Raw genomic sequence first — 20,558 nt, forward strand, 5'->3', positions numbered from 1 at the left:
GTAATCACTCAGAAATTTTCTGTTTTTCAGGTTGTAGCTCCTTCATTTTATCGGCTTCCTTTTCACGTTTGTCCTCTTCTTCCTTCGCTTTCTTTTTTTCCCTTGCGGCCTTGCGATCAGCCTTTTCCTTTTCCGTTTCACCGCGAAGAATGGCCTGCCAAAGCTCATCGAATTTGTTGAATTCTTGTGTAAAAATTAGTGCAATACCGCTTACAATGGTCTGTCCGTCAATTACAGATTCGAACTCATTTCTTCTGAAGCCAACAATTCTGTACCGACCGTTCTCCGTAAGCAAATATTCGAGACTTACATTGCCAATTATAGGAACCGGTTCGTTGGTAGAGCTGCTTCCCTGTAAATCTACTTCACTGCCCACGCGGACTATTACGCGATCATCAAAAAGTTTTTTCTGTGCGGCAATGTCCAATTGGGTGCGCTCATGAGGTGTTTCGCCTTGATAATCGGTATAACTATCCAAACCGAAATCTAGCTCCACGCCCGTGTCGCCCAAAAGTTTGTTGGAAAAAGTGTTTAATTGGTCTGAAAGTGCGTCGTTCAAGTTATCACGTGCCACCGTTGCAAAACCTCCGCGGCTACCGTCGCTTCCCGGTTCAGGATAAAATCTGTTCAGAACCAAAAGTGAAAAAACCTGTCGGTTCAATTCCCCTTCCTGTTTTGTTACCTGTTGCAATCTTCCATAAACCTGGCCGCCTATTGCGCCCTGTTCTTCCTCGGGCATATCAAGATCAAAGGAAATTATAGGTTTTGTTAATTCGCCATCCACATTTAAATACACAAAGAATGGCAGAACCTGCCGATATTTATTTTTGACCGCAGGATCCGAACCGGAAATAACCGGTGCCATTAAAGGCGAAGCTGATGCTTCCACTTCGTAAATAGCCTTCACGTCGAGCTTTGCGTCGAAGGGATCCCCGGACCAACTTACACGGCTTCCATTCGCCAATTCAAACCTACGATTTACGAGATTATATAAGTTCATTTCAAAATGGCCCCCTGCAATTTCATATACACCGCTCAAGGCCATGCTTCCGTTTGGATTCATGGAAAAATCAAAATCGCCATCACCGTAAACTTCAAAATTATCTCCCGTTTCCTGATCTATTATTATAGTAACCTTTGCTTCATTGCCAATTTTTAAGAGGGCACCAATATCGAATCCACTAAGCCTCGTAGTTTCTTGTTTGGTGCGGGTTAAAATAGCATCAGGGTTTTCCCGGTTTACGAAAATTACCACTCCATCCCGTTCTTCTATGGCAACTGTGGAAGATGGTAGCACATAAGTTACATCCGTCCCGTCATTTACGGTTATGCTTGCATCCAGTTTCGGAATTTGCAAATCGCCGGTCAGGGTCGCGTTTGCATCAAAAGAAGCCGTTCCATATAAAAATTCATTGTCTTCCTCAGTTGCGTTTAGCACTTGGAAATTCTCTGCATAAAGCCTAAGATCGAAGGTTGGGTTTATAAAACTCTCGGTGCCCACTTTTCCGCTTATTACCAATTCATTTCGGTTTTCGTCACGAACAGTGAAGTTATCCATATACAAACCTTGGTTATCAATTCGTAAATTTTCACTGGCCAGCGTGAATGGGGCATTCAATTTTGTTACAGTGAAAGATGCATTGTTAAATCGCAGATTGCCTTCGTATTTGGGTTGGGTCGTACTGCCGGAAACCGTAAACTTTCCCGAAAAACTGCCATTGCCATTTTTTACTTCCCCTAATGAAAAACCTTCGAGGGCGCGCATTTTGAACTCATTTATGTTCAAATCCAAATTTAATTTTGCTTCGGTTGGGGTGGCCACATAATCGCCGGTTAAATCCATATCCACCTCCCCTTCCTTCAAGGCCAAATTGAAATCATAACTATTGCCACCGAGCGATTCGGCATCAACTGTGAGAATTCCCAAATCCACATCCAAAAGATTCAAATTTTCCACCGAAAGATCTGCAACGAGACCGGAATTGCCCAATGGCTCCACCACCACAAGATTTCCATTTAAGTTGCCTTGGGCCAATTCCTCTTCGGGATTTAAATAATTTAGAATTTCGCTTAAATCGAAATTTTTAAAGTCGATGGCAACGTGATCTTTTGCAACCGATTCGAGTTTATCGGTAAATTCCACGGATTGATTGTTCCGCGTAAAGCGGAAATTATTGAATTTTAGTTTTGCGTCGGTAATAATAATTTCATTTTCCGAAGGAGTTTCCCACGGATTTCTATTAAAAATTAAATCCTCGGGAAATACGTGAAATCGAAGTCGCTCTCGCGAACCCGTAATTTCGGATTGAATATTTATGAGCGTGCTATCTTTATGCGTGGCGTTAAAATTAAGCGCCAACCGTTCATTTTGTTGATTACCCGTAATTTTCGTTTTCGGAATTTCCAAAGGCCCAGCTTTTAGGCTATTAAACCCTAAATCGAATATAAATTTTTCCCTATCGGTGTCCATAGTAAATGCGAGGCTATCCAATTCATTTCCGGCGTACACAATTTCTGGAGCTGTGATATCTGCACTTAACTTTCGTGCAGCTTGGTCAAAATTAACATCAATTTTTACCGTATCGAGTTTTTGCACGTTAACCAAAAATACTTCATTTAACACAGCAGACTCCACAATTTGGCCCTTCACATCAAGCTTTACCGGATTTTGGATGGTATCGGACAACGCCGTTGTTTTGGAAAAATAACTTGAAATATGTTTTTGAACCGCAGTGCTGAATGTGCCGGGGTCAGTATTGCTTTCCAAACTTAGCTGCACAATTTTATTGTCAAGCCAAATGGATGTTGTATCGCTACGAACGTGCGCCGTTGCAAGCACATCGCCCAGTAAATAGGTTTTGTCGTCATACACCACTACCCCTTCACCGATGGTTGAAATTACATCGTATCCATCTTTGTTTCCCTCAAAATCCGCATCCAATTTAAAGGCGGTACGAACATCGCGGGAAATCAGCCCCAAGGATTGAAGGTTTGCGCCAATTAGATTTAAATGCGCGCTGGCCGTGGGCGAGACGGAATCCAAAACTACTTCGGCGGTCAAATCTAAATTCAAATTTTCATCTTTATATTTTGAAACCACATCACCTTCGCCATTTTTGATTTTTCCCGTGATTGCCAAATCTTTTATGGCATAATTATTAAATTGAAAACTAGAAATATTCGCATCCAAAGTTGCGTCAAGTGTATTGATGGTGCTGCCGGAACCGTTTGTTTTTAAGGTAAGACTGAGCGCTCCCAATTGCTCATTTTGCAGCAATTCATTCAATTGATATTCCTTTATTTCGATTTCCGCATCGAAGGCAATTTGCGTATCATTCTTGAAATGGCCGTCAATTGTGGCGATACCTTGCGAGGTAGTTAAAGTGGTGTTGGTATAAATATCTTTTATATCGCCTTTTGCGCTTCCTTTTAACATAACATTTTCGGGCAGATTTACGCCTAAATCTTTTTCGCTTACAAATTGTGTCAAATCACTGCGTCTGGTTTGTGCCGAAAACCGAGGAATATTAAATTTTAGATTATCGGGTTTGGTAGCATTTTGGATAAAGCCGTTGGCCGAAATTCGTGTGGTGTTTCCCCAGCGAACGTTCATATTTGGAATTTGAATTGCCGATAGATAGCCCGATGCATCCACATTTCCAGTTACATTTTTTTTGCTCAGCGTACGCAGATATTCATTCTTTTTAAGTTCCGGCTGAAATTTAAAGACTTCCTTTAAATCCACTTGAAACGTGGGAAAATCTACTGCAATTTTTGATTGGTCCGGCGCCTCGATTAAAGCAGATAATGCCGGATATTCCAAACGAATTTCTCCATTGAGCTTATTATTGTTCAGCACAAATTTCAAATCATTTACTTCGAGGAAATTATCGGTCGCTTCCATATTTAGCGCCATTTCCTTTAGGTCTAAACCTGAACCCTCCTCAAAAGTCAATGACTCAAGTTGAAGCCCTGCCTTTTTATCTTTCAGAAAAACATTGTTTGCTTTAAGCGTAAAATTTTGAAGGGCGATTGCATTTGGATTGAAAACATCCTTTTTCACTTCCCCTTTCCCCACAAAATAGCTGATGTTATTTCTTTCCAAATTAATATCGGCAATGGCTATTTTGAAATCCGGCCATTCAAATTTTTGAATGTCTTCCACAATTTCTTCGGCCACTTCTTCCGCTTGTTCCGTAATTACGTTGGTTTCCGTTTGTGTATTCAATTTAATAATGGAATTACTCAATTGAAAATCGCCGATTTCAATATCATTTTTAGCCAAATCGGCTTTCGGCAATTCGAGATATAATTCGGAAACTTCTAAGTTTGCGGCAATTCTATCCCCGTAAGATTGGTAGTCCACAAATACATTTTTCAAGCTTAATTCTTCCAATTCCAAAAAAGGCAAAGGTGAATCTTCTTGCGGTGTGGGCGGCACTGGGGATTGAATGTATTTAATTCTGGAGTTGGAAATAGAAGCTTCGGAAGCGCGGAAATCCATGTTTTCCAAATCAGTTTTTTTCATTTGGAGATTCAGTTTTCCAATTTTGAAATGACTGTCAATGCCCAAAACCGCATCGTCAAAAACAATGTTGAAATCTGAAAAATTGATTTCGCCCAAAATAATTTTCATCGGCGCCGCAGTAGTATCTGCCGCAACCTCGGTGGTATCCGCGGAAGCGAAGGCATCAATTAAAAATTGGAAATTGTAACCACTCACGGAATCCTTCCGAATAATATTCGCGCGCAATCCTTCCCAATCCAAATATTCTACGCCAATACCGTTGCCGCGAATGATGGGCAGCAGCGGAACATCAGCTTCCAACGATTCGGAATAAACGAGCGTATCACCTTTTTTGTCTTCCAAATAAAGCCCTTTCAACATAATATTTCCGCCAAAAGTGATAAAGAGTTTTTTTATTTCTACTTTAGTATTCGTTTTTTCGGAAACGTAATTGGTGGCGTAATCCACGATTACTCCCTGTCCCCAAGGACTGCGAATAAAGAGGACTAGCAAAATGAACAGGATTATAAGAACCGCGAAAATGCGCGCAATGATTCTTAAAAATCTGTATTTTCTGGGCTTTTTATTTTTTTTCTTTTTCTTTTCCAAAGCAATTTTGGTAGATTTCAAAAGTATGAAAATTCAGCATCAATACTATAACTAACGTAGTTTTGAAGTCTGCAATTTGCGCCAAATTTCTGTTAAAAGTTCAAATACTTCCCTTTCTTACCATACATCAATGCACACGCTTTGTTTAAGCCATAGTTTTGCCTTGTAAATAAGTATTAATTTAAAAAATATAAAATATGGAAAATTCAGCAAAAACAATTTGGAAAATTGACACATCGCATTCAGAAATAAATTTTAAGGTGAAACATATGATGATTTCTACCGTTTCTGGAAGTTTTGAAAATTTTGACGGAAAAGCCGAAACCGAAAATGAAAACTTTAAAAACGCAGATTTTACTTTTTCGGCTAAGATTGATTCCATAAACACCAATAACAAAGACCGCGACAATCATTTAAAGAGTGATGATTTCTTTGGAAGCGAAAAATTTCCGGAACTTACTTTTAAATCGAAATCTTTTGACGGCAATAGCGTTACGGGAGATTTAAGTATAAAAGGCGTCACTAAAGAGGTAACCTTGGATGCAGAATTTAACGGCACTGCCGTGGACCCTTACGGGCAAACTAAAGCAGGTTTTGAATTTGAAGGGCAGATAAACCGAAAAGATTTTGGTCTAACTTGGAACGCAGTTACCGAAGCCGGAAGTGTGGTAGTGAGCGATAAAGTGAAATTGATTGCGTCCCTTCAATTTATAAAACAATAATTTTTCACTGTCCGATCAAGCGCAGTACAGAACTTCCATTTTAAGCAGAAAGTCTCGACTGCGCTCGACAAGACAGACTAATTTTAAATATTCGATAAAATGAAAACAAAAAAAATTGAACGCATATTAACCCCCCCAAGGCCTCATATGGTCGGCGATGGTTTTCGGGTGCATCAATATATTCCTTCGGGAATTAATGAAGGTTTTGAGCGGATGGATCCTTTTATAATGATGGACTATAACAGTAAATTTTACTTCCCTCCCACTACGCAGCCGCGCGGCGTGGGCGTGCATCCGCACCGTGGTTTTGAAACGGTGACTATTGCTTATAAAGGTAGCGTTGCCCATCACGACAGCGCTGGCAATAGCGGCATAATTGGAGAAGGCGATGTGCAATGGATGACGGCCGCTTCGGGGATTCTTCATAAGGAATACCACGAGGAAAATTTCAGCAAGGCGGGCGGTTATTTTCAAATGGTGCAATTGTGGGTAAATCTTCCGGCGAAGGACAAAATGAGCCCTCCAAAATATCAGGGAATTACAAATGCCGAAATGAAAAAGGTAGAATTGCCCGACAATGCAGGCGTCGTAGAAGTAATTGCCGGTGAATACAACGGAGAAAAAGGACCCGCAGCCACCTTTACGCCCGTGCATATGCTGAATGCAAAATTGAATAAAGATGGAAAAGCCACCTTCAGTTTTCCCGAAAACTACAACACTGTAATTTTGGTGGTTGAAGGCAACATTAAAGTGAACGATTCCGAAGAAGTCAAAACTGATAGTTTGGCCTTGTTTGCGAATGAGGGTGAAGAATTCACGATCGAAGCTACGGACGAGTCAGTAGTTTTGGTACTTAGCGGCGAACCCATAAATGAACCCATTGCCGCCCAAGGCCCATTTGTAATGAATACACAAGGCGAACTTGTGCAAGCCATTAGTGATTTCAATATGGGAAAATTCGGGTATTTGGAATAATAAAATTAAGTAACTTAGAGGATGCAAAAAAAAGTCTCGACTGCGCTCGACCCGTCATTTTGCATCCTTTTTTAATTTAGAAATTATGTCAAACCTTAAAACAATAATTCCCGAACGTGCCGCCAATATTGGCAATTTTATGGTGGGCCGGTTGTTACCTTTTCGCGAAAAGAGAATGGTGGGGCCATTCGCATTTATTGACCATATGGGCCCCGTGAAAATGGACGAAACCCAAAATTTGGATGTGCCGCCGCATCCGCATATTGGGCTTTCCACGCTCACCTATCTTTTTGAGGGAAGCATAATGCACCGCGACAGTTTGGGTTCAGAAATCGAAATTACACCCGGTGCAGTAAATTGGATGACGGCCGGAAAGGGAGTGGTTCATTCCGAACGAACACCGGAAAGTTTGCGCAATGCACAAAAAACCTTGCACGGTTTGCAAATTTGGGTGGCGCTTCCAAAGCATTTGGAAAATATGGAACCATCATTTCATCATACCGAAAAACAGGAAATTCCACATTTAGAAAAAGATGGCGTTTCCATTAAAGTTATTGCCGGGGAAGTTTTTGGCCAAAAATCGCCCGTTCCCGTGCACAGCAATCTTTATTTTTTAGAATTGAAAAGCGGCAAAAAGCGCAAAGTAAAACTCGGCGATTACCTTTTTGGAGAAAGCGGACTTTATATTTTGGAAGGAAACATTTTAAGCGAGGGAAATGTTTACGAACCAAAACAAATTCTTGTGGCGAACGACAGCAAACTTTGTGAATTTGAAATGGCCGATAATTCCACCGTTTATATTTTTGGAGGTGAACCCTTTCCCGAAGAACGACACATTCATTGGAATTTTGTTGCTTCCGAAAAAGAAACTATTGAAAAGGCTCGCGAAGATTGGAAAGCACAACGCTTCCCGAAAGTTCCGGGCGAAACGGAATTTGTTCCGCTGCCAAACTAATTAGTTTTAAAATTTTTTTGCGCCAATTCCTTTCGCACCCGGCTTAAGCTTTCGGGCGTAATTCCCAAATAGGAGGCAATCATCCATTGCGGTACGCGAAGCAATAAATCTGGGTACATTTCTATAAAACTTAAGTAGCGCTTTTCGGCGGTGGCCCCAAGCAATAAGTTAATTCGCTTCTGCATTTGACGAATGTGGTTGTGCAGCAATTTGTCATTAAATTTCCCAAAAACCGGACTTACTGCTGCCGCATGGCACATAAAATCTTCTGCTATAAAAACAGTTTCGGAATCTTCGATTGCTTCGATATAACTCTCAGATGGATCATTGAAATAAACACTGCTTCTATCAACAATAAACCAATTTTCCGGTGCAAACTGTATCACGTGTTCCTTCCCATCTTCATCCAGCATATACGAGCGCAACAAACCTTTTTGAACAAAGAATGAATGTTTGCAAATATCGCCTTCCCTCAAAAGTATATCTCCTTTTTTAAAATTTTTATGCTGAAGTTGCGACGTAAGCAATTCGGCATCCGCTTCGGCAATTCCGACCGTTTCAGTCAAATATGCTTTAAAACCACTGTGGTTTTGGATTTTTTCTTCCGAAGAATGAATGGGAATTTTTTGCATTTGAGAATATTTTCTATAAAAATAAACAATTCCTAATCATATGTTGTTTTGTCATTTCGCATAAAAATTAGAATTAAATTTTATCAAATTTTTATATACCTCTCAGGTTGATAATTGCTACATTGAACAATAATCCAAACAAACCAGAATGGAATCGGCCCAGGTATTCCAAGAATATGCACATCCTTTAAAAGGCGACTGGCCAGATTGTGTGGAAATCAACAATTGGATAAAAGAGGATTCCCACACGGAAAATGTTCGGAATTACGAAAAATCGTGACGCTAATTAACGAACAATAACTTCTTAAAGAAAGTCTCAATTTTATAAAAAATAATATGGATTGGATGTTTAAAAATTTCAAACCGAAGTTGGAGCATTTAACGCCCGAAGTGCGCAAAAAGGCATTGGAGATTGCGCAACAACTTATGAAACGAGGAGGCATTTCCGAAGATAAAGCTATAGATCAAGCAATTGTGCAGGCCGAGCAATGGTTTTTTGATATGAAAGGTTGATGGGTGATTTTCAAAATCAATACATTAGTTTTAAAAACAACACGAGAAACTATGAATGATTTTTAAATTTATAGTCGTTCGTGCTCTTCCAAATCCTTTCTCAAATCTAATTTACGAAGCTTCGGAAAAAATGCGCCGGTACCAATTACTGTTATTATGGTCATTCCTCCGCCAAAGACTACCGCGTTAACGGTGCCCATCAATTTAGCGGTTAATCCGCTTTCAAAAGCGCCCAATTCATTGGAAGATCCTACGAACATTGAATTTACTGAGGCAACGCGACCACGCATGTGGTCCGGCGTTCGAAGTTGTAGAATTGTAGAACGAATAACCATTGAAATGCCATCCGTAGCGCCACTGAGGAAAAGTGCTATAACAGACACCCAAAACCAGGTGGAAACTCCAAAAACGATAATACAAATACCAAAACCAAAAATGGCAGCGAGAAGTTTCATTCCCGCATTTTTGTTTAGCGGGAAATGCGCAGAAGTAAACATGATTAGCAATGCGCCCACCGCAGGCGCGGCTCGCAAAATACCAAAACCTTCCGGCCCTACTTTCAAAATATCCTGGGCATAAATGGGAAGTAATGCCACTGCCCCCCCAAAAAGCACTGCAAACATATCTAAGGTTAAGGCGCCCAGAATTACCCTTGTGTTCATTACGAATTTAATTCCTTCCCGTAGGCTTTTCATTACTGGTTCGCCGATATTTGGATTCAAAATCGGTTTCTTCGGAATTTGTAACAGGAGCAACAAAGCCATCAATGAAAAAGCAAAAACGAAGCACATAGACCAGTGAACGCCAATCCAATGAATAAAAAATCCACCGGCTGCTGGACCCAATACTGCGCCCATTTGCCAAACGGAGCTACTCCATGTTGCGGCATTTGGATATACTTTTTTGGGCACCAACAATGAGAAAAGCGAAAAAATAGTGGGACCAAGAAATGCACGAACCAGACCTCCTAGAAAAACCAGGAAATAAACCGAGTATAGTATGGTATTGGAAGAAAGATCGCCGACCACTCTAGGCCAAGTAAGCAAAAATAATCCGAGACTTACCACGGAAAATCCAAAGATGCATTTAATTAAAAGGCTTCGTTTTTCGCGCTGATCTACAATATGTCCAGCAAAAAGCGCCATGGAAACCGCCGGAATAACTTCCATTAAACCAATAATTCCCAAGGAAAGAGGATTTTTAGTGATACTGTATACTTCCCATTCAATCACAATAAATTGCATGCTCCACGCAAAAACCATTGCGAAACGCACCAAAAGAAATATATTGAATTCCCGAAATCGTAACGCGGCGTAGGGATCATTTTTCCTCATAGGAAACTAGCTGGCTTTTATAAAAAATGGATTATTTCTTCCGAAAAAACTATTCAGCAAATGTACTATACCAAACTAAATATGGCAATGGCATAAAGATAAAACCTTACGAAGCGAAGCAGTCCAAAAAGCAAGTAATGGCTAAATTTATAATGGATCATTCCCGCAGCCATACTGGTCATGGAGTATGGAATTGGCAACAATGCACCAACCACAATCAAGAATCCGCCCCATTTACGGATTTGTTTTAGATGCTTTTTCATTGTTCCTTCCATATAGGCAAAAACGCGGGGGATCGTGAAAATCCATTTACCAATGAAATATGAGAATATGCCGCCGAGATAGGATAATGCTGCTAAAATCGTAAGATACAGTATGGGTTGTGGCATTTTATCGCTCCACGCAATAAAAATTTCTGGCGGGACAAGCCCCAACAAAGATTCCGAAGTAAGAAAAACAAGCAGAATATTTAAGGGCGCATAGGTTTCCGTAATATAGGTGAAAAGATTGCTGAAATCTACGACATAGAGATCCAAAACTATAAGACCTACAATGACCAAAAGAATTGGAATAATGGCTTTTTTTAAGCTTTGCCCCACAAAGGAATAGAACCCGGTATATTTATAATATAAATGCGCACGTTTGAATTTACTTGTTTCAGATTTTTTTGCTGTATGCATAATTTCCCTATGAATTTTAAAGGATGCAAATATACAGGGAATGCGCCTACCCTACAACCAATTGACAATGTTTCAAGCGAGTTGGAGGGTCTAATTTTTAAAGTGGTTTGTCGTTTATCTATATTTCCACGAAAGTTAATATTTCGTTAAAACATTACTTTGTAATGCATAGTACTGTAACAAAGGTAACAGTCTGGCGTCTTTTAATTATAAACCACATAAAACATTTTAATTATGAGAACATTTAATAGCAATCAAATGACAGAAAAAATGAAAACATCCAAAGCATATGCCTGGAATATGAAGAGAAGATTTAAATAAAATATTAATTCCTTAAAATCAAATACAATGAGAACACTAGACAGCAACTTGCACCTTCACCGACCCTTAGATTCCAGAGCCTATGCTTGGAATTCAAAAAGACGCCATAAATAAATGTCGTTAACCAAACCAAATTTATTGATCATGAAAACTTTAAGAAACATTCAAAATCGAATTAAATGCGGATCACAAAAGCAGCATACTTTGTTTTTTCTTCACGGAAATCAACATCTGTTCGAGGATCCCACATTCAGAAAAACATGCAGAAATATGTATTAAAATATAGAAATCCCGTTACTTGCTGAAGCTGAATTGAAGAAATTTAATTCAGCTTTTTTTTGGCGCCTAAATTTGATTGCATTTTTTGATCTGACTTTTGAATTACCTTTGCTGTCGATTGTTTTTTCTCGGGCATCGGACCTCTTAGATGGATTATTAGGCCGTTGAGAAAATTTCTCAAAAACTGGTCGCCACATTCCATATATTTTTCGTGGTTTTCATTTCTGAAAATTGCCCCAAGTTCACTTTTCGTTACTGCAAAATCCACCAACGCACAAATTTTTACAATATCCTCATCACGCAGTTTGTGGGCAACGCGAAGTTTCTTCATTATATCATTATTTGTCAGGGCCATGTTTTTTTCTTTTTTACGAAGGTATCAAATTATGCCTTAAACCTTAAATGCTTGTTATATTTTATTCAAGTCAAGTTAAATGAAATGGCCATTGTACTTTTTAAAATTTCTTTCAAACAAATGAGAAATAAGCAGTAAACACCACCTAGCCACAATTCTTCAGAATGATCAACAATTGAAGGATAGATATAAAATGTAGATTTTGAGGAAAGGGTTTGTACCGAAATAAACGGGCTTTATGATGAAAATAAACTTTTTAGAAAAGGCCGTGAGATAAACGAAAATTTGTATCAGTCTAATTTTCTGTGGGAACCATATAAACCGGAATATTGGTACGCTCCAAAACACTTGATGCCACGGTGCCTAAAAATAGTTTCTCCAACGTTCCGTGACTATGGGTCCCCATAACAATTAAATCGGCATTCCACTCCTTGGAATATTCTAAAATATTCTTGGCCGTGTCGCCTTCTGCCAAGTGGGTAGAAATATTATCTCCTTTCAAGTGATTTTTTGTATGCTCCATATAGTCCTGTGCAACTTTCACGAATTCCTCTTGAATTTTATAGTCCACAGGAAAGGCATATCCTTCATAACCCATAAAAGGTTCATATTGCATCCCATAATATCGCACTTCGGAAAGCACATGAAATAGGCATATTTCAGCTTGCATGAGTTGTGCAATTTCATAACCCATTTTCACTACTTTCTCGGAATTGGGATTATAGTCAAGAGTAATCAGGACTTTTTTCATAATAGTTCAGTTTCCTGTAAAGTTAAAACACACTGATGAGAAAAAGAATTCTAATAAACTTTTTATTTTTTTGAGAATCCAAATAACTGAACATCTGGAATTACTGTTTCACTAAAATGGCGGTGGCTTTGTTACCCGTGAGGAGGTTCCATTCATAGGTTGCCAATAAATTTCCTATTTCATCATAAATAGTTAACTGTGCAGTATTTGGTCCGGAAGAGCCCTGGTTAAGCGCTTCGAAATCTATTTTATTGAAACCCGATTGTAGAGGCAGGTCAAAACCTCGAAAACTGCCTTCCAATCGGACATGTGGAATAATGACATCACCATTTACATATACACGAATCATATCTCCATCCACAAATTCATGATCACGGTACATAAAAGTGGCGGTTTTTGCTGTTGTTTTAAAGTCGCCCAAGTATTGATCCTTTCCAAATTCGGGTTTTTCTTCTTTATCTTTTGAAAAATATTTTGGAGCTTTATTTGTTCCCGTATACTCCAATAAGCCATCTCCATTTTGCATATTTATTTGATTTTCCTTTTCTATTCCAAGATCAGAATTATTTGGAGTATTAGGGTTTTTGGTGTTGGAAAGCGTGGGGGCCTTTATTGCAGGAATTTCAAAGCCGGTGGGGCTATCCAAATCGGATTGGGGAGCATCAAAACGCACCGAGTTATTGGGAAGGTCTATTTGCGCCATAACATTTCCGGCGCTTAGAACAAAAATAATTATAAAATATATCTTCAACATTCTAATACTTTATACTTCCCTAACAACTATTACACCAAAAATAATATAAAATCATTTCCTTGGGAGGCTATTTGTTTTTTCTTTTACCTCTCCAAACAAAAAATAACAGCACTGCGAACAATGGGAGAATAATATAAATAATAATATCTGCGGGATTGGAGATATCAATAGGCTTATCGCTTGGTTTTGGAACTTCCGTTGGTTTTTGTCCGTAAACAATTGAAATTAGAAGCATCATCACGGGCAGAAGAAATTTGTTAAACTTTTTCATTTTCATTTTTCTTCAAAATAACTAAAAAAAAGCGAATCGTGAAATTTTAACAACATATGTTAACTATTTGGAAAATACCACAAATTGTCTTACTATGCCGTGTTATAATAAAAAACAGGAGAATATATGAGACAACTTAAAATCACGAAGCAAGTAACCAACAGAGAAACGAAATCCTTAAACAGTTATTTACAGGATGTTAGTAAAATAGACTTGATAACTGCTGAAGAAGAGGTAGAGTTGGCACAGCGCATTCGTGAAGGAGATCAAGCTGCGTTAAACAAATTGAGCAGGGCAAATTTAAGATTTGTGATTTCCGTGGCAAAACAATACCAAAACCAAGGATTAAGTCTACCGGATCTTATTAATGAAGGGAACGTAGGTTTGGTAAAAGCGGCAAAACGATTTGATGAAACGCGAGGGTTTAAGTTTATATCCTATGCGGTATGGTGGATTCGGCAAGCAATTTTGCAAGCCATTGCAGAGCAATCGAGAGTGGTACGTTTACCATTGAACAAAATTGGCGATATTAATAAAATTAAAAAGGCATCCATCCACTTGGAACAAAAGTTCCAACGTATCCCGACGGCAGCCGAAATAGCCAGTGAACTGGATTTTAGCGAAGCAAAAGTGAAGAGCTCGCTGAAGAATTCAACGCGCAGTCTGTCCATGGACGCTCCTTTTCAAGAAGGAGAAAACGACAATAATCTATACGACGTTCTGAGCTCAGGCGAAAGCCCCAATCCAGATAAGAATCTTATGCACGAATCCCTTCGAATAGAAATTAACCGTGCTTTGGAAACATTGGCACCGCGCGAGGCAGACGTGGTAAAATTAAATTTTGGCCTTTGTGGACAACCCCCGATGACTCTTCAGGAAATTGGTGACACCTTTGATTTGAGCAGGGAACGCGTCCGTCAGATTCGAGAGAAGGCAATACGGAGGCTCCGCCAAACCTCTAAAAGTCATATTTTAAAGAAGTATTTGGGATAAATCCCTGTGTTAAAAATATTGATGCATCAATATTTTATGAATTTCTTAGGAACGAGTTTTATTTCTGCGGTTATCTTTATAAAACCAACCATCAAAACCGATGACAACAGAAATAATCCTCGTTTTTTCTATTCTGTTCTGTACCATACTTCTTTTCGCTTTTGAGGTTTTCTCCGTTGATAAGATTGCAATGTTCGTTATTGCATCACTAGCATTAACAGGTTTGGTTGAACCTGAACAGGCCATCGCCGGTTTTTCAAACACCGCCACCATTACCGTACTTTCGCTTATGATTATTGCCCTAGCCCTGGAAGACAATGGGGTTATTGCATCACTGGCGCGTTTTTTGAAAAATCTTCACATACTGCCCCTCTTTCTGTTACTGCCTATTTTCATGTTTATAACGGGAGGCATTTCAGCTTTTATCAATACAACGGCTGTTGTGATTGTATTTATAAAAATCATTTCTGAATTAGCAAAACGTTTCAAGGTTTCACAATCAAAATTATTGCTGCCCATTTCCTTTGCCGGTATTTTGGGTGGTAGTTGCACGCTAATGGGCACATCAACCAATTTAATCGTGAACTCCGTTGCACGCGATTTGGGAGCCGAAAGATTTAGTTTTTTTGAATTTTCAGGTTTTGGCCTAATTTTCCTAATTGTCGGAATTATTGTGGTTACTATTGCCTCACGATGGCTTCCAAAAGATTCCACGGAAAATTTGAAAGTAATGTACGATCTCGAAAATTACGTCACCACCGTTGTCATTAACAAAGATTCCAACTTAATAGACAAAAAAATTGAAGATACTTTTCTTTATAAAAGCAACGAAATTTCAATATTGAAACTTACGCGTCGGAAACAAATAACTAATGCTCCCGGCAGATACATTACCTTAAAAGCTAAAGACAAATTGCTGCTTATGTGCGATTTGGAAAATTTAGCGAAAATTAGCGAGGCCGAAGGTTTAAGTGTACACAAAACCCAGGACAGAAACAAAAAAACGGTTCAAGATGAAAATGATGATACTATAGTTTCTGGCAAAAAACAAGATAATGTAGGTTATGTGGAATTACTGATTTTACCCGGATCTATTTTAATTGGCAAAACTTTGAAACAATTACGAAAACAGACTTTCCAAAGTGCATTGCCCATTGCAATAAAAAAACGAAAAAATATTAGAAATACCCAAGAGCGGCTGGTCCGTAAAAATATTGAACAAATAACCTTAAAATCTGGCGACAGATTGCTGTTTGAAATTCCCAAAGATCAAATTAGCCAGCTTTACGAAATAGAAAATGTTGCAGTGCTTCGCGAGCACAAAACAAAACCAGCCGTAAATGTGAAAAAACGAACACTATCCTTCGCAATATTATTATTGGTTATAGGCTTGGCAGCCAGTGGAATATTATCAATTTTAATCAGTGCTATTACAGGAGTAAGTTTATTGTTGCTCTCCCGGTGTCTAAATTTAAATGATGTTTACCATCGCATTAATTGGCAAGTAATATTTTTATTGGCCGGCATGATTCCTTTGGGAATTGCAATGAACAATACGGGTGCAGATACGTGGATTTCAGACCATTTGCTTATCATTTTAAGTGGGCAGGCCAATATAGTAGTGATAGGTTTAATATTTTTGATAACTATGTTAATGAGCAGTGTGGTTAGCAACAATGCAACTGCCATTATAATGACTCCCATTGCAATTGCAGTGGCCGTTGGGCTCGAACTTTCCATGAAACCATTTTTGCTTTCCGTTTTGTTTGGAGCTAACTTTAGTTTTTTCACCCCAATGGGCTATCAAACCAATACATTGATCTATGGAATGGGCATTTATAAATTCAAACATTTTTTTATAATAGGAGGAATTTTATCCATAATTCTTTGGGTTTTAGGTACATTTATGCTTTCCACACTTTTTTAAATGAATACACTCATGTCAGAAAAATTTTCGATACATAATTCGATTTCAAATTTATGGGACAAACTGGACGGGTGGTTTGATGCCATTATATTGAAACTTCCGAATTTTGCAGTTGCCATTTTGGTGATGGTATTTTTTTATTTTTTGGCAAAAGGAATTCAAAGACTTTCCCGAAAAATTCTTTTTAAAAAAATTGGCGACGAATCCATAAAGCAGATACTTTCCAAGTTAATATATGCCGTGGTTTTGCTGGTAGGTTTTTTTATTGCACTTGGCGTATTACAGCTAGACAAGGTTTTGACATCCATTTTGGCAGGTGCTGGGGTTATGGGTTTGGCAATCGGCTTTGCATTGCAAGGAACCTTGAGCAACACAGTTTCCGGCTTTATGCTTTCGTTTCAGCCAAAAGTTCGCATTGGCGATTTTATTGAGGCCCAAGGAAAAAGCGGTTATGTGGAAGAAATAGATTTAAGGGCTGTTTCCATTCGCCAAACAGATAATGATTACGTTATTATTCCCAATAAAATATTTGTGGACAATCCCTTTACGAATTATTCATGGACGGAGCGCGCCAGAATTACCGTAGGTTGCGGAGTAGGTTACGAAAGTGACCTTCAAAAAGTGGAAACCCTTGTCACTAAAATAATTTCAGAAAATTTTGAGCAGCTTGAAAGCGAAAGCGTGGAATTCTATTTCACAGAATTCGGGGACAGTTCCATTAACTTTATTACCCGATTCTGGATAAAAAGTCAACAACCCCGACCTAAATTTGAGGCGACGCACAAAGCCATAAAACTTATTAAGAAGAATTTCGATGAGGCCGGCATAAACATTCCATTTCCAATCCGCACGTTGGATTTTGGCAAAAACAAGTTGCAAGTGGCGCCGAATAAAGACATTTCAGAAGATTCAGAACAAAATAACTAATCATTAATTCAAAAAATAAAAAAATATGAAAAAACTATTTAGAGTTTTATTAGCAGGCTGGGGAGCCAAAAAAATTGGTGGCGGAAAGTGTGGCTGCATCGGGACTATTGTGGTCTTCATAATATTATATTGGCTGTTGGGTTATGTTTTTGAACTATTCTGATTTAGTTGAATTAACAAAACAATAGCATCCGTTAACTAATTTTTTGGTGAGGCGTGCGGTTATATTTGCATAACAAACCTTTAAAAACTAAGTATTATGAAAAAAGCTATTGCACTAACCATGATGGCGACAGCCATTTTTGCTACCTCCTGCGTATCAAAAAAGAAGTATGTAGAACTGGAAAACCAATATAACGATACCCGCTCTACCTTGGCTAAGACCCAACTCGAAAAAGAAGAAATTGAAGCAAAATACGCCAAAATTGAGGAGCGTGTGGCAAGCTACAATTCCAAAATTCAATCGCTAACGGATAGCAACAATTCCCGCTTGCAGCAAATAGAAGGAATTGTGGTATCGGAAAATGATAAAGAAAAAATGCGACAAGCCCTTGCCAATGTAGATCCCCAAGAATTGGCACAGGCTAAAACGCTGAAAGATTCCATGAATCTGATAGTGTCTTATAACCTAAAAAAGAATCTTGACAGCAGTTTGGTTGGTCAAGGCGAAGAAGACGATATTAAAATTGATATAGACGAAACAGTGGTAATGATTACCATTTCGGACAAATTATTGTTCAACTCCGGAAGTGCCAGAGTGAACAACAAAGCAAATCCACTTTTGGAGCGCCTTGCAAGCGTAATTAATAGCGAGCCCGCATTGGAAGTTATGGTTGAAGGCCATACTGACAGTCAAACCGTGAAACCGGGCGCATATGTTAAAGATAATTGGGAACTAAGTGTTGAACGGTCAACCGCGGTAATCCGTAAATTACAGGATGACTATGGAGTAGCGCCGGAAAAATTGATTGCAGCGGGACGTAGCAGCTATCATCCGCTAACAGAAAACGAAACCAAGGAAGGACGCGCCACCAATAGAAGAACGCGTATAGTAATATTACCAAACCTTGATAAATTTTTGGCCTTGCTTTCTGCCAATTAATAAAGAAGGTAAATAACTATGGTAAAGAGCGACCTATAAAAATAGGTCGCTCTTTTTTGTAAAATATTAAAGGGCTTAAATTGAGTAAAAGCCATAAAGGCGAAAAGAAAAAGTTTCGTTAAAATTTAAAAAAATAAATTATCTTTAAAACTAAAATAGCCCTTTATAAAAAATGGAGAAAAAATTACTATCGGACTTTTGTGAACTATACTTATATGATTCCTATTCCCTGCTTCGTGTTTTTGAAAACCAACATCTCGATCTCAAAAAAAACGATTGGATTAGAGAAAGTTATAAAGAACATTTTGGAAATAAACCTTTCGTGGTTATTGCAGACAGAAGATATCCGCATACCATAGATCTGGACATTTATAAAAATGGGAAAATGAAAAACAAGATAGGACTGGCCATTGTATCTTCATTAGAAGAAGAAAGGGAAAGAGCAATTGTTGAGCAAAAGCTGTTTCCCTATAGTTTTGCATTTTTTGATAATATGGAAAACGCCCGCGCCTGGGCGGAAGGTTTTTTCTTCAAATAAATTATTTGGAGGGAGGCATAGAGGGCCTTACTTCTATTTTACTGGGCAACGTGCGTGGGTTCATTTTTAATAAGTCCACAATCAATTTTCCAATATCCTCAATTTGAATTTTCCATGCGTCGTCAGCGTCAGGTTCATTTCCGTTGAAATAAGTTGAAACCGAACCGGGCATTATGGTGCTAACTTTCACCCCGTGGTCGCGTAAATCAAGCATTGCCGCCTGCGTAAATCCTGTGAGTCCGAATTTACTGGCATTGTATGCGCTGCCTCCTTTAAAAAAATTTGTTCCCGCCAAACTTGAAATGCTTATAAAATATCCACTGTTCTTTTTTAAATGCTCGACACTCGATTTCAAAGAATAAAAAGGGCCGGATAAATTCGTGTCAATCGTTTCCTGCCATTGTTCAATGGAGATGTCTTCAACAGGGCCGAAATGTCCGAGACCGGCATTTGCAATTACAATATGAAGTCCACCGAATCGTGCAACAGTCTCCTCAACAGCTTTTTGTTGGCTTTCAAAACTTCGCACATCGGCTTCTAAACCCATAGCCTCTGCCCTATCATTTCCCAATGAATTCAATTTTTTTGCGGCCTCTTGCGCAGTTTTTTTATTTCTTCCCGTAATGGCCACATGAATTCCTTCCTTCAATAAAGCTTGGGCAATTCCGTAACCTATTCCTTTCGTGCCGCCAGTTATCAATGCGGTTTTGTTTGCTAAATTGTTCATTATTTTTTCGTTTTTTCCAAAGTTACGAATAGCCAATGCGAATGTTATTAATTTCTGCTTAAATTTGAAAAATGAAGTTGCTATACATACTTTCACTTACCATACTTTTTATAAGTTTTTCTTCCGAAAAGGAAATCCAGGAGCCATTGGTAAACCTCCGAAATATCTCCACCGAATTTGTTTATGAAATCAGGTACGCCACGCCCAATAATTTTATTGGCGAAACTTTATATGATTGTGCGGAATGCCTGCTTCGGCCCGAAGTAGCTCAGGCGCTTTTAGAGGCCAATCAATATTTCTGTGAAAAAGGATATAGAATTAAAATCTATGACTGCTACCGGCCATTGGATGTACAGAAAAAAATGTGGGCAAAGGTGCCGCGGCCAACCTATGTTGGCAATCCCTATGGCAATGGTTCAGTGCACAACAAAGGTGCAGCTGTGGATATCACCTTGGAAACTTTGGACGGCTGCTTTGTGGAAATGGGCAGCGATTACGACTATTTTGGCAGAGAAGCGCATATTGATAACTATAATTTTTCAGACGAAATTCTCGCCAATCGAAAACTGCTTTTTGAGGGTATGCGGAAATTTGGATTCAACACAATTCGCACGGAGTGGTGGCATTTCAGCTATAAAAAAAATTGGAGCTATAAAACGATGAATGTCCCATTGCCCTGTGAGTGA

Annotated in this window: 19 protein-coding genes and 1 pseudogene; 11 read left to right on the top strand and 9 right to left on the bottom strand. The window is 38.8% G+C overall.

All coding sequences use genetic code 11. The features are described 5' to 3' along the window. Positions 1-4 precede the first annotated feature (4 nt). Positions 5-5,116 carry a translocation/assembly module TamB domain-containing protein gene (locus QRD02_RS04245; RefSeq protein WP_435373020.1) on the bottom strand — a complete coding sequence of 1,704 codons (5,112 nt, stop codon included), beginning with the start codon at positions 5,114-5,116 and terminating at the stop codon, positions 5-7. 197 nt (positions 5,117-5,313) lie between these two features. Between QRD02_RS04245 and QRD02_RS04250 the strand changes: the two genes are divergently transcribed. The 3 genes from QRD02_RS04250 (at position 5,314) to QRD02_RS04260 (ending at position 7,768) form a co-directional block, all read left to right on the top strand. Next, positions 5,314-5,838, top strand: a complete 525-nt coding sequence (locus QRD02_RS04250; RefSeq protein ID WP_290253671.1) for a YceI family protein — start codon at positions 5,314-5,316, stop codon at positions 5,836-5,838. Positions 5,839-5,937: 99 nt separating this feature from the next. Further along, positions 5,938-6,813: a pirin family protein gene (locus tag QRD02_RS04255; protein WP_290253672.1), complete on the top strand. Its 876-nt coding sequence runs from the start codon at positions 5,938-5,940 to the stop codon at positions 6,811-6,813. An 85-nt stretch (positions 6,814-6,898) separates the two neighbouring features. Further along, on the top strand, positions 6,899-7,768 hold the full coding sequence (locus QRD02_RS04260; RefSeq protein ID WP_290253673.1) for a pirin family protein: 870 nt from the start codon (positions 6,899-6,901) through the stop codon (positions 7,766-7,768). Here the strand turns inward: QRD02_RS04260 and QRD02_RS04265 are convergent. Further along, on the bottom strand, positions 7,765-8,400 hold the full coding sequence (locus QRD02_RS04265) for a Crp/Fnr family transcriptional regulator (RefSeq protein WP_290253674.1): 636 nt from the start codon (positions 8,398-8,400) through the stop codon (positions 7,765-7,767). The genes QRD02_RS04260 and QRD02_RS04265 overlap by 4 nt on opposite strands. A 148-nt stretch (positions 8,401-8,548) precedes the next feature. Here QRD02_RS04265 and QRD02_RS04270 point away from each other — a divergent pair, with 148 nt between their 5' ends. Next, the gene (locus tag QRD02_RS04270) at positions 8,549-8,680 is read left to right on the top strand and encodes a hypothetical protein (protein WP_290253675.1); all 132 of its coding nucleotides are present in this window, start codon (positions 8,549-8,551) and stop codon (positions 8,678-8,680) included. Between the two features lie 65 nt (positions 8,681-8,745). Beyond that, a complete protein-coding gene (locus tag QRD02_RS04275) occupies positions 8,746-8,913 on the top strand; it encodes a hypothetical protein (RefSeq protein WP_290253676.1) in 168 nt (55 codons plus the stop codon). Positions 8,914-8,981: 68 nt separating this feature from the next. On the opposite strand, the gene QRD02_RS04280 is transcribed toward QRD02_RS04275, so the two are convergent. The 6 genes and pseudogenes from QRD02_RS04280 to QRD02_RS04305 form a co-directional block, all read right to left on the bottom strand. Next, complete coding sequence (locus QRD02_RS04280) at positions 8,982-10,247, bottom strand: MFS transporter (protein ID WP_290253678.1); 1,266 nt, start codon at positions 10,245-10,247, stop codon at positions 8,982-8,984. Between the two features lie 65 nt (positions 10,248-10,312). Then, positions 10,313-10,927: a YqaA family protein gene (locus QRD02_RS04285; protein WP_290253679.1), complete on the bottom strand. Its 615-nt coding sequence runs from the start codon at positions 10,925-10,927 to the stop codon at positions 10,313-10,315. A gap of 718 nt (positions 10,928-11,645) precedes the next feature. After that, positions 11,646-11,882 (bottom strand): annotated as a pseudogene (locus tag QRD02_RS04290) (DUF1456 family protein); the annotation flags it as partial. A gap of 295 nt (positions 11,883-12,177) precedes the next feature. Then, the gene (locus QRD02_RS04295; protein ID WP_290253681.1) at positions 12,178-12,633 is read right to left on the bottom strand and encodes a universal stress protein; all 456 of its coding nucleotides are present in this window, start codon (positions 12,631-12,633) and stop codon (positions 12,178-12,180) included. Positions 12,634-12,733: 100 nt separating this feature from the next. Beyond that, entirely contained in the window at positions 12,734-13,387 is a 654-nt protein-coding gene (locus QRD02_RS04300; RefSeq protein WP_290253682.1) for a hypothetical protein, read from the bottom strand. Positions 13,388-13,454: 67 nt separating this feature from the next. Next, positions 13,455-13,658, bottom strand: coding sequence for an adenylosuccinate synthetase (locus QRD02_RS04305; RefSeq protein ID WP_290253683.1), 204 nt, complete (start codon positions 13,656-13,658; stop codon positions 13,455-13,457). Between the two features lie 126 nt (positions 13,659-13,784). Between QRD02_RS04305 and QRD02_RS04310 the strand changes: the two genes are divergently transcribed. The 5 genes from QRD02_RS04310 to QRD02_RS04330 all read left to right on the top strand — a co-directional run bounded on the left by QRD02_RS04310 (position 13,785) and on the right by QRD02_RS04330 (position 19,145). Beyond that, a complete protein-coding gene (locus tag QRD02_RS04310; RefSeq protein ID WP_290253684.1) occupies positions 13,785-14,651 on the top strand; it encodes a sigma-70 family RNA polymerase sigma factor in 867 nt (288 codons plus the stop codon). A 100-nt stretch (positions 14,652-14,751) separates the two neighbouring features. Next, the gene (locus tag QRD02_RS04315) at positions 14,752-16,578 is read left to right on the top strand and encodes an SLC13 family permease (protein WP_290253685.1); all 1,827 of its coding nucleotides are present in this window, start codon (positions 14,752-14,754) and stop codon (positions 16,576-16,578) included. A 12-nt stretch (positions 16,579-16,590) separates the two neighbouring features. Next, positions 16,591-17,505, top strand: coding sequence for a mechanosensitive ion channel family protein (locus tag QRD02_RS04320; protein ID WP_290253686.1), 915 nt, complete (start codon positions 16,591-16,593; stop codon positions 17,503-17,505). Between the two features lie 259 nt (positions 17,506-17,764). Further along, positions 17,765-18,607: an OmpA/MotB family protein gene (locus tag QRD02_RS04325; protein WP_290253687.1), complete on the top strand. Its 843-nt coding sequence runs from the start codon at positions 17,765-17,767 to the stop codon at positions 18,605-18,607. Positions 18,608-18,779: 172 nt separating this feature from the next. Further along, positions 18,780-19,145: a hypothetical protein gene (locus QRD02_RS04330; RefSeq protein WP_290253688.1), complete on the top strand. Its 366-nt coding sequence runs from the start codon at positions 18,780-18,782 to the stop codon at positions 19,143-19,145. Between the two features lies 1 nt (position 19,146). Here the strand turns inward: QRD02_RS04330 and QRD02_RS04335 are convergent, their stop codons facing one another. Then, positions 19,147-19,872, bottom strand: coding sequence for an SDR family oxidoreductase (locus QRD02_RS04335; protein WP_290253689.1), 726 nt, complete (start codon positions 19,870-19,872; stop codon positions 19,147-19,149). A 71-nt stretch (positions 19,873-19,943) separates the two neighbouring features. On the opposite strand from QRD02_RS04335, the gene QRD02_RS04340 reads away from it, so the two are divergent. Continuing rightward, the gene (locus QRD02_RS04340; protein ID WP_290253690.1) at positions 19,944-20,558 is read left to right on the top strand and encodes a M15 family metallopeptidase; all 615 of its coding nucleotides are present in this window, start codon (positions 19,944-19,946) and stop codon (positions 20,556-20,558) included.

Source organism: Aequorivita aurantiaca (genome assembly GCF_030410135.1).
Taxonomy (GTDB): domain Bacteria; phylum Bacteroidota; class Bacteroidia; order Flavobacteriales; family Flavobacteriaceae; genus Aequorivita; species Aequorivita aurantiaca.

Coding starts and splice junctions, on each gene's coding strand:
- QRD02_RS04250 (WP_290253671.1), top strand. CDS start 5,314: ATGGAAAATTCAGCAAAAACAATTTGGAAAATTGACACATCGCATTCA.
- QRD02_RS04255 (WP_290253672.1), top strand. CDS start 5,938: ATGAAAACAAAAAAAATTGAACGCATATTAACCCCCCCAAGGCCTCAT.
- QRD02_RS04260 (WP_290253673.1), top strand. CDS start 6,899: ATGTCAAACCTTAAAACAATAATTCCCGAACGTGCCGCCAATATTGGC.
- QRD02_RS04265 (WP_290253674.1), bottom strand. CDS start 8,400: ATGCAAAAAATTCCCATTCATTCTTCGGAAGAAAAAATCCAAAACCAC.
- QRD02_RS04270 (WP_290253675.1), top strand. CDS start 8,549: ATGGAATCGGCCCAGGTATTCCAAGAATATGCACATCCTTTAAAAGGC.
- QRD02_RS04275 (WP_290253676.1), top strand. CDS start 8,746: ATGTTTAAAAATTTCAAACCGAAGTTGGAGCATTTAACGCCCGAAGTG.
- QRD02_RS04280 (WP_290253678.1), bottom strand. CDS start 10,247: ATGAGGAAAAATGATCCCTACGCCGCGTTACGATTTCGGGAATTCAAT.
- QRD02_RS04285 (WP_290253679.1), bottom strand. CDS start 10,927: ATGCATACAGCAAAAAAATCTGAAACAAGTAAATTCAAACGTGCGCAT.
- QRD02_RS04295 (WP_290253681.1), bottom strand. CDS start 12,633: ATGAAAAAAGTCCTGATTACTCTTGACTATAATCCCAATTCCGAGAAA.
- QRD02_RS04300 (WP_290253682.1), bottom strand. CDS start 13,387: ATGTTGAAGATATATTTTATAATTATTTTTGTTCTAAGCGCCGGAAAT.
- QRD02_RS04305 (WP_290253683.1), bottom strand. CDS start 13,658: ATGAAAAAGTTTAACAAATTTCTTCTGCCCGTGATGATGCTTCTAATT.
- QRD02_RS04310 (WP_290253684.1), top strand. CDS start 13,785: ATGAGACAACTTAAAATCACGAAGCAAGTAACCAACAGAGAAACGAAA.
- QRD02_RS04315 (WP_290253685.1), top strand. CDS start 14,752: ATGACAACAGAAATAATCCTCGTTTTTTCTATTCTGTTCTGTACCATA.
- QRD02_RS04320 (WP_290253686.1), top strand. CDS start 16,591: ATGTCAGAAAAATTTTCGATACATAATTCGATTTCAAATTTATGGGAC.
- QRD02_RS04325 (WP_290253687.1), top strand. CDS start 17,765: ATGAAAAAAGCTATTGCACTAACCATGATGGCGACAGCCATTTTTGCT.
- QRD02_RS04330 (WP_290253688.1), top strand. CDS start 18,780: ATGGAGAAAAAATTACTATCGGACTTTTGTGAACTATACTTATATGAT.
- QRD02_RS04335 (WP_290253689.1), bottom strand. CDS start 19,872: ATGAACAATTTAGCAAACAAAACCGCATTGATAACTGGCGGCACGAAA.
- QRD02_RS04340 (WP_290253690.1), top strand. CDS start 19,944: ATGAAGTTGCTATACATACTTTCACTTACCATACTTTTTATAAGTTTT.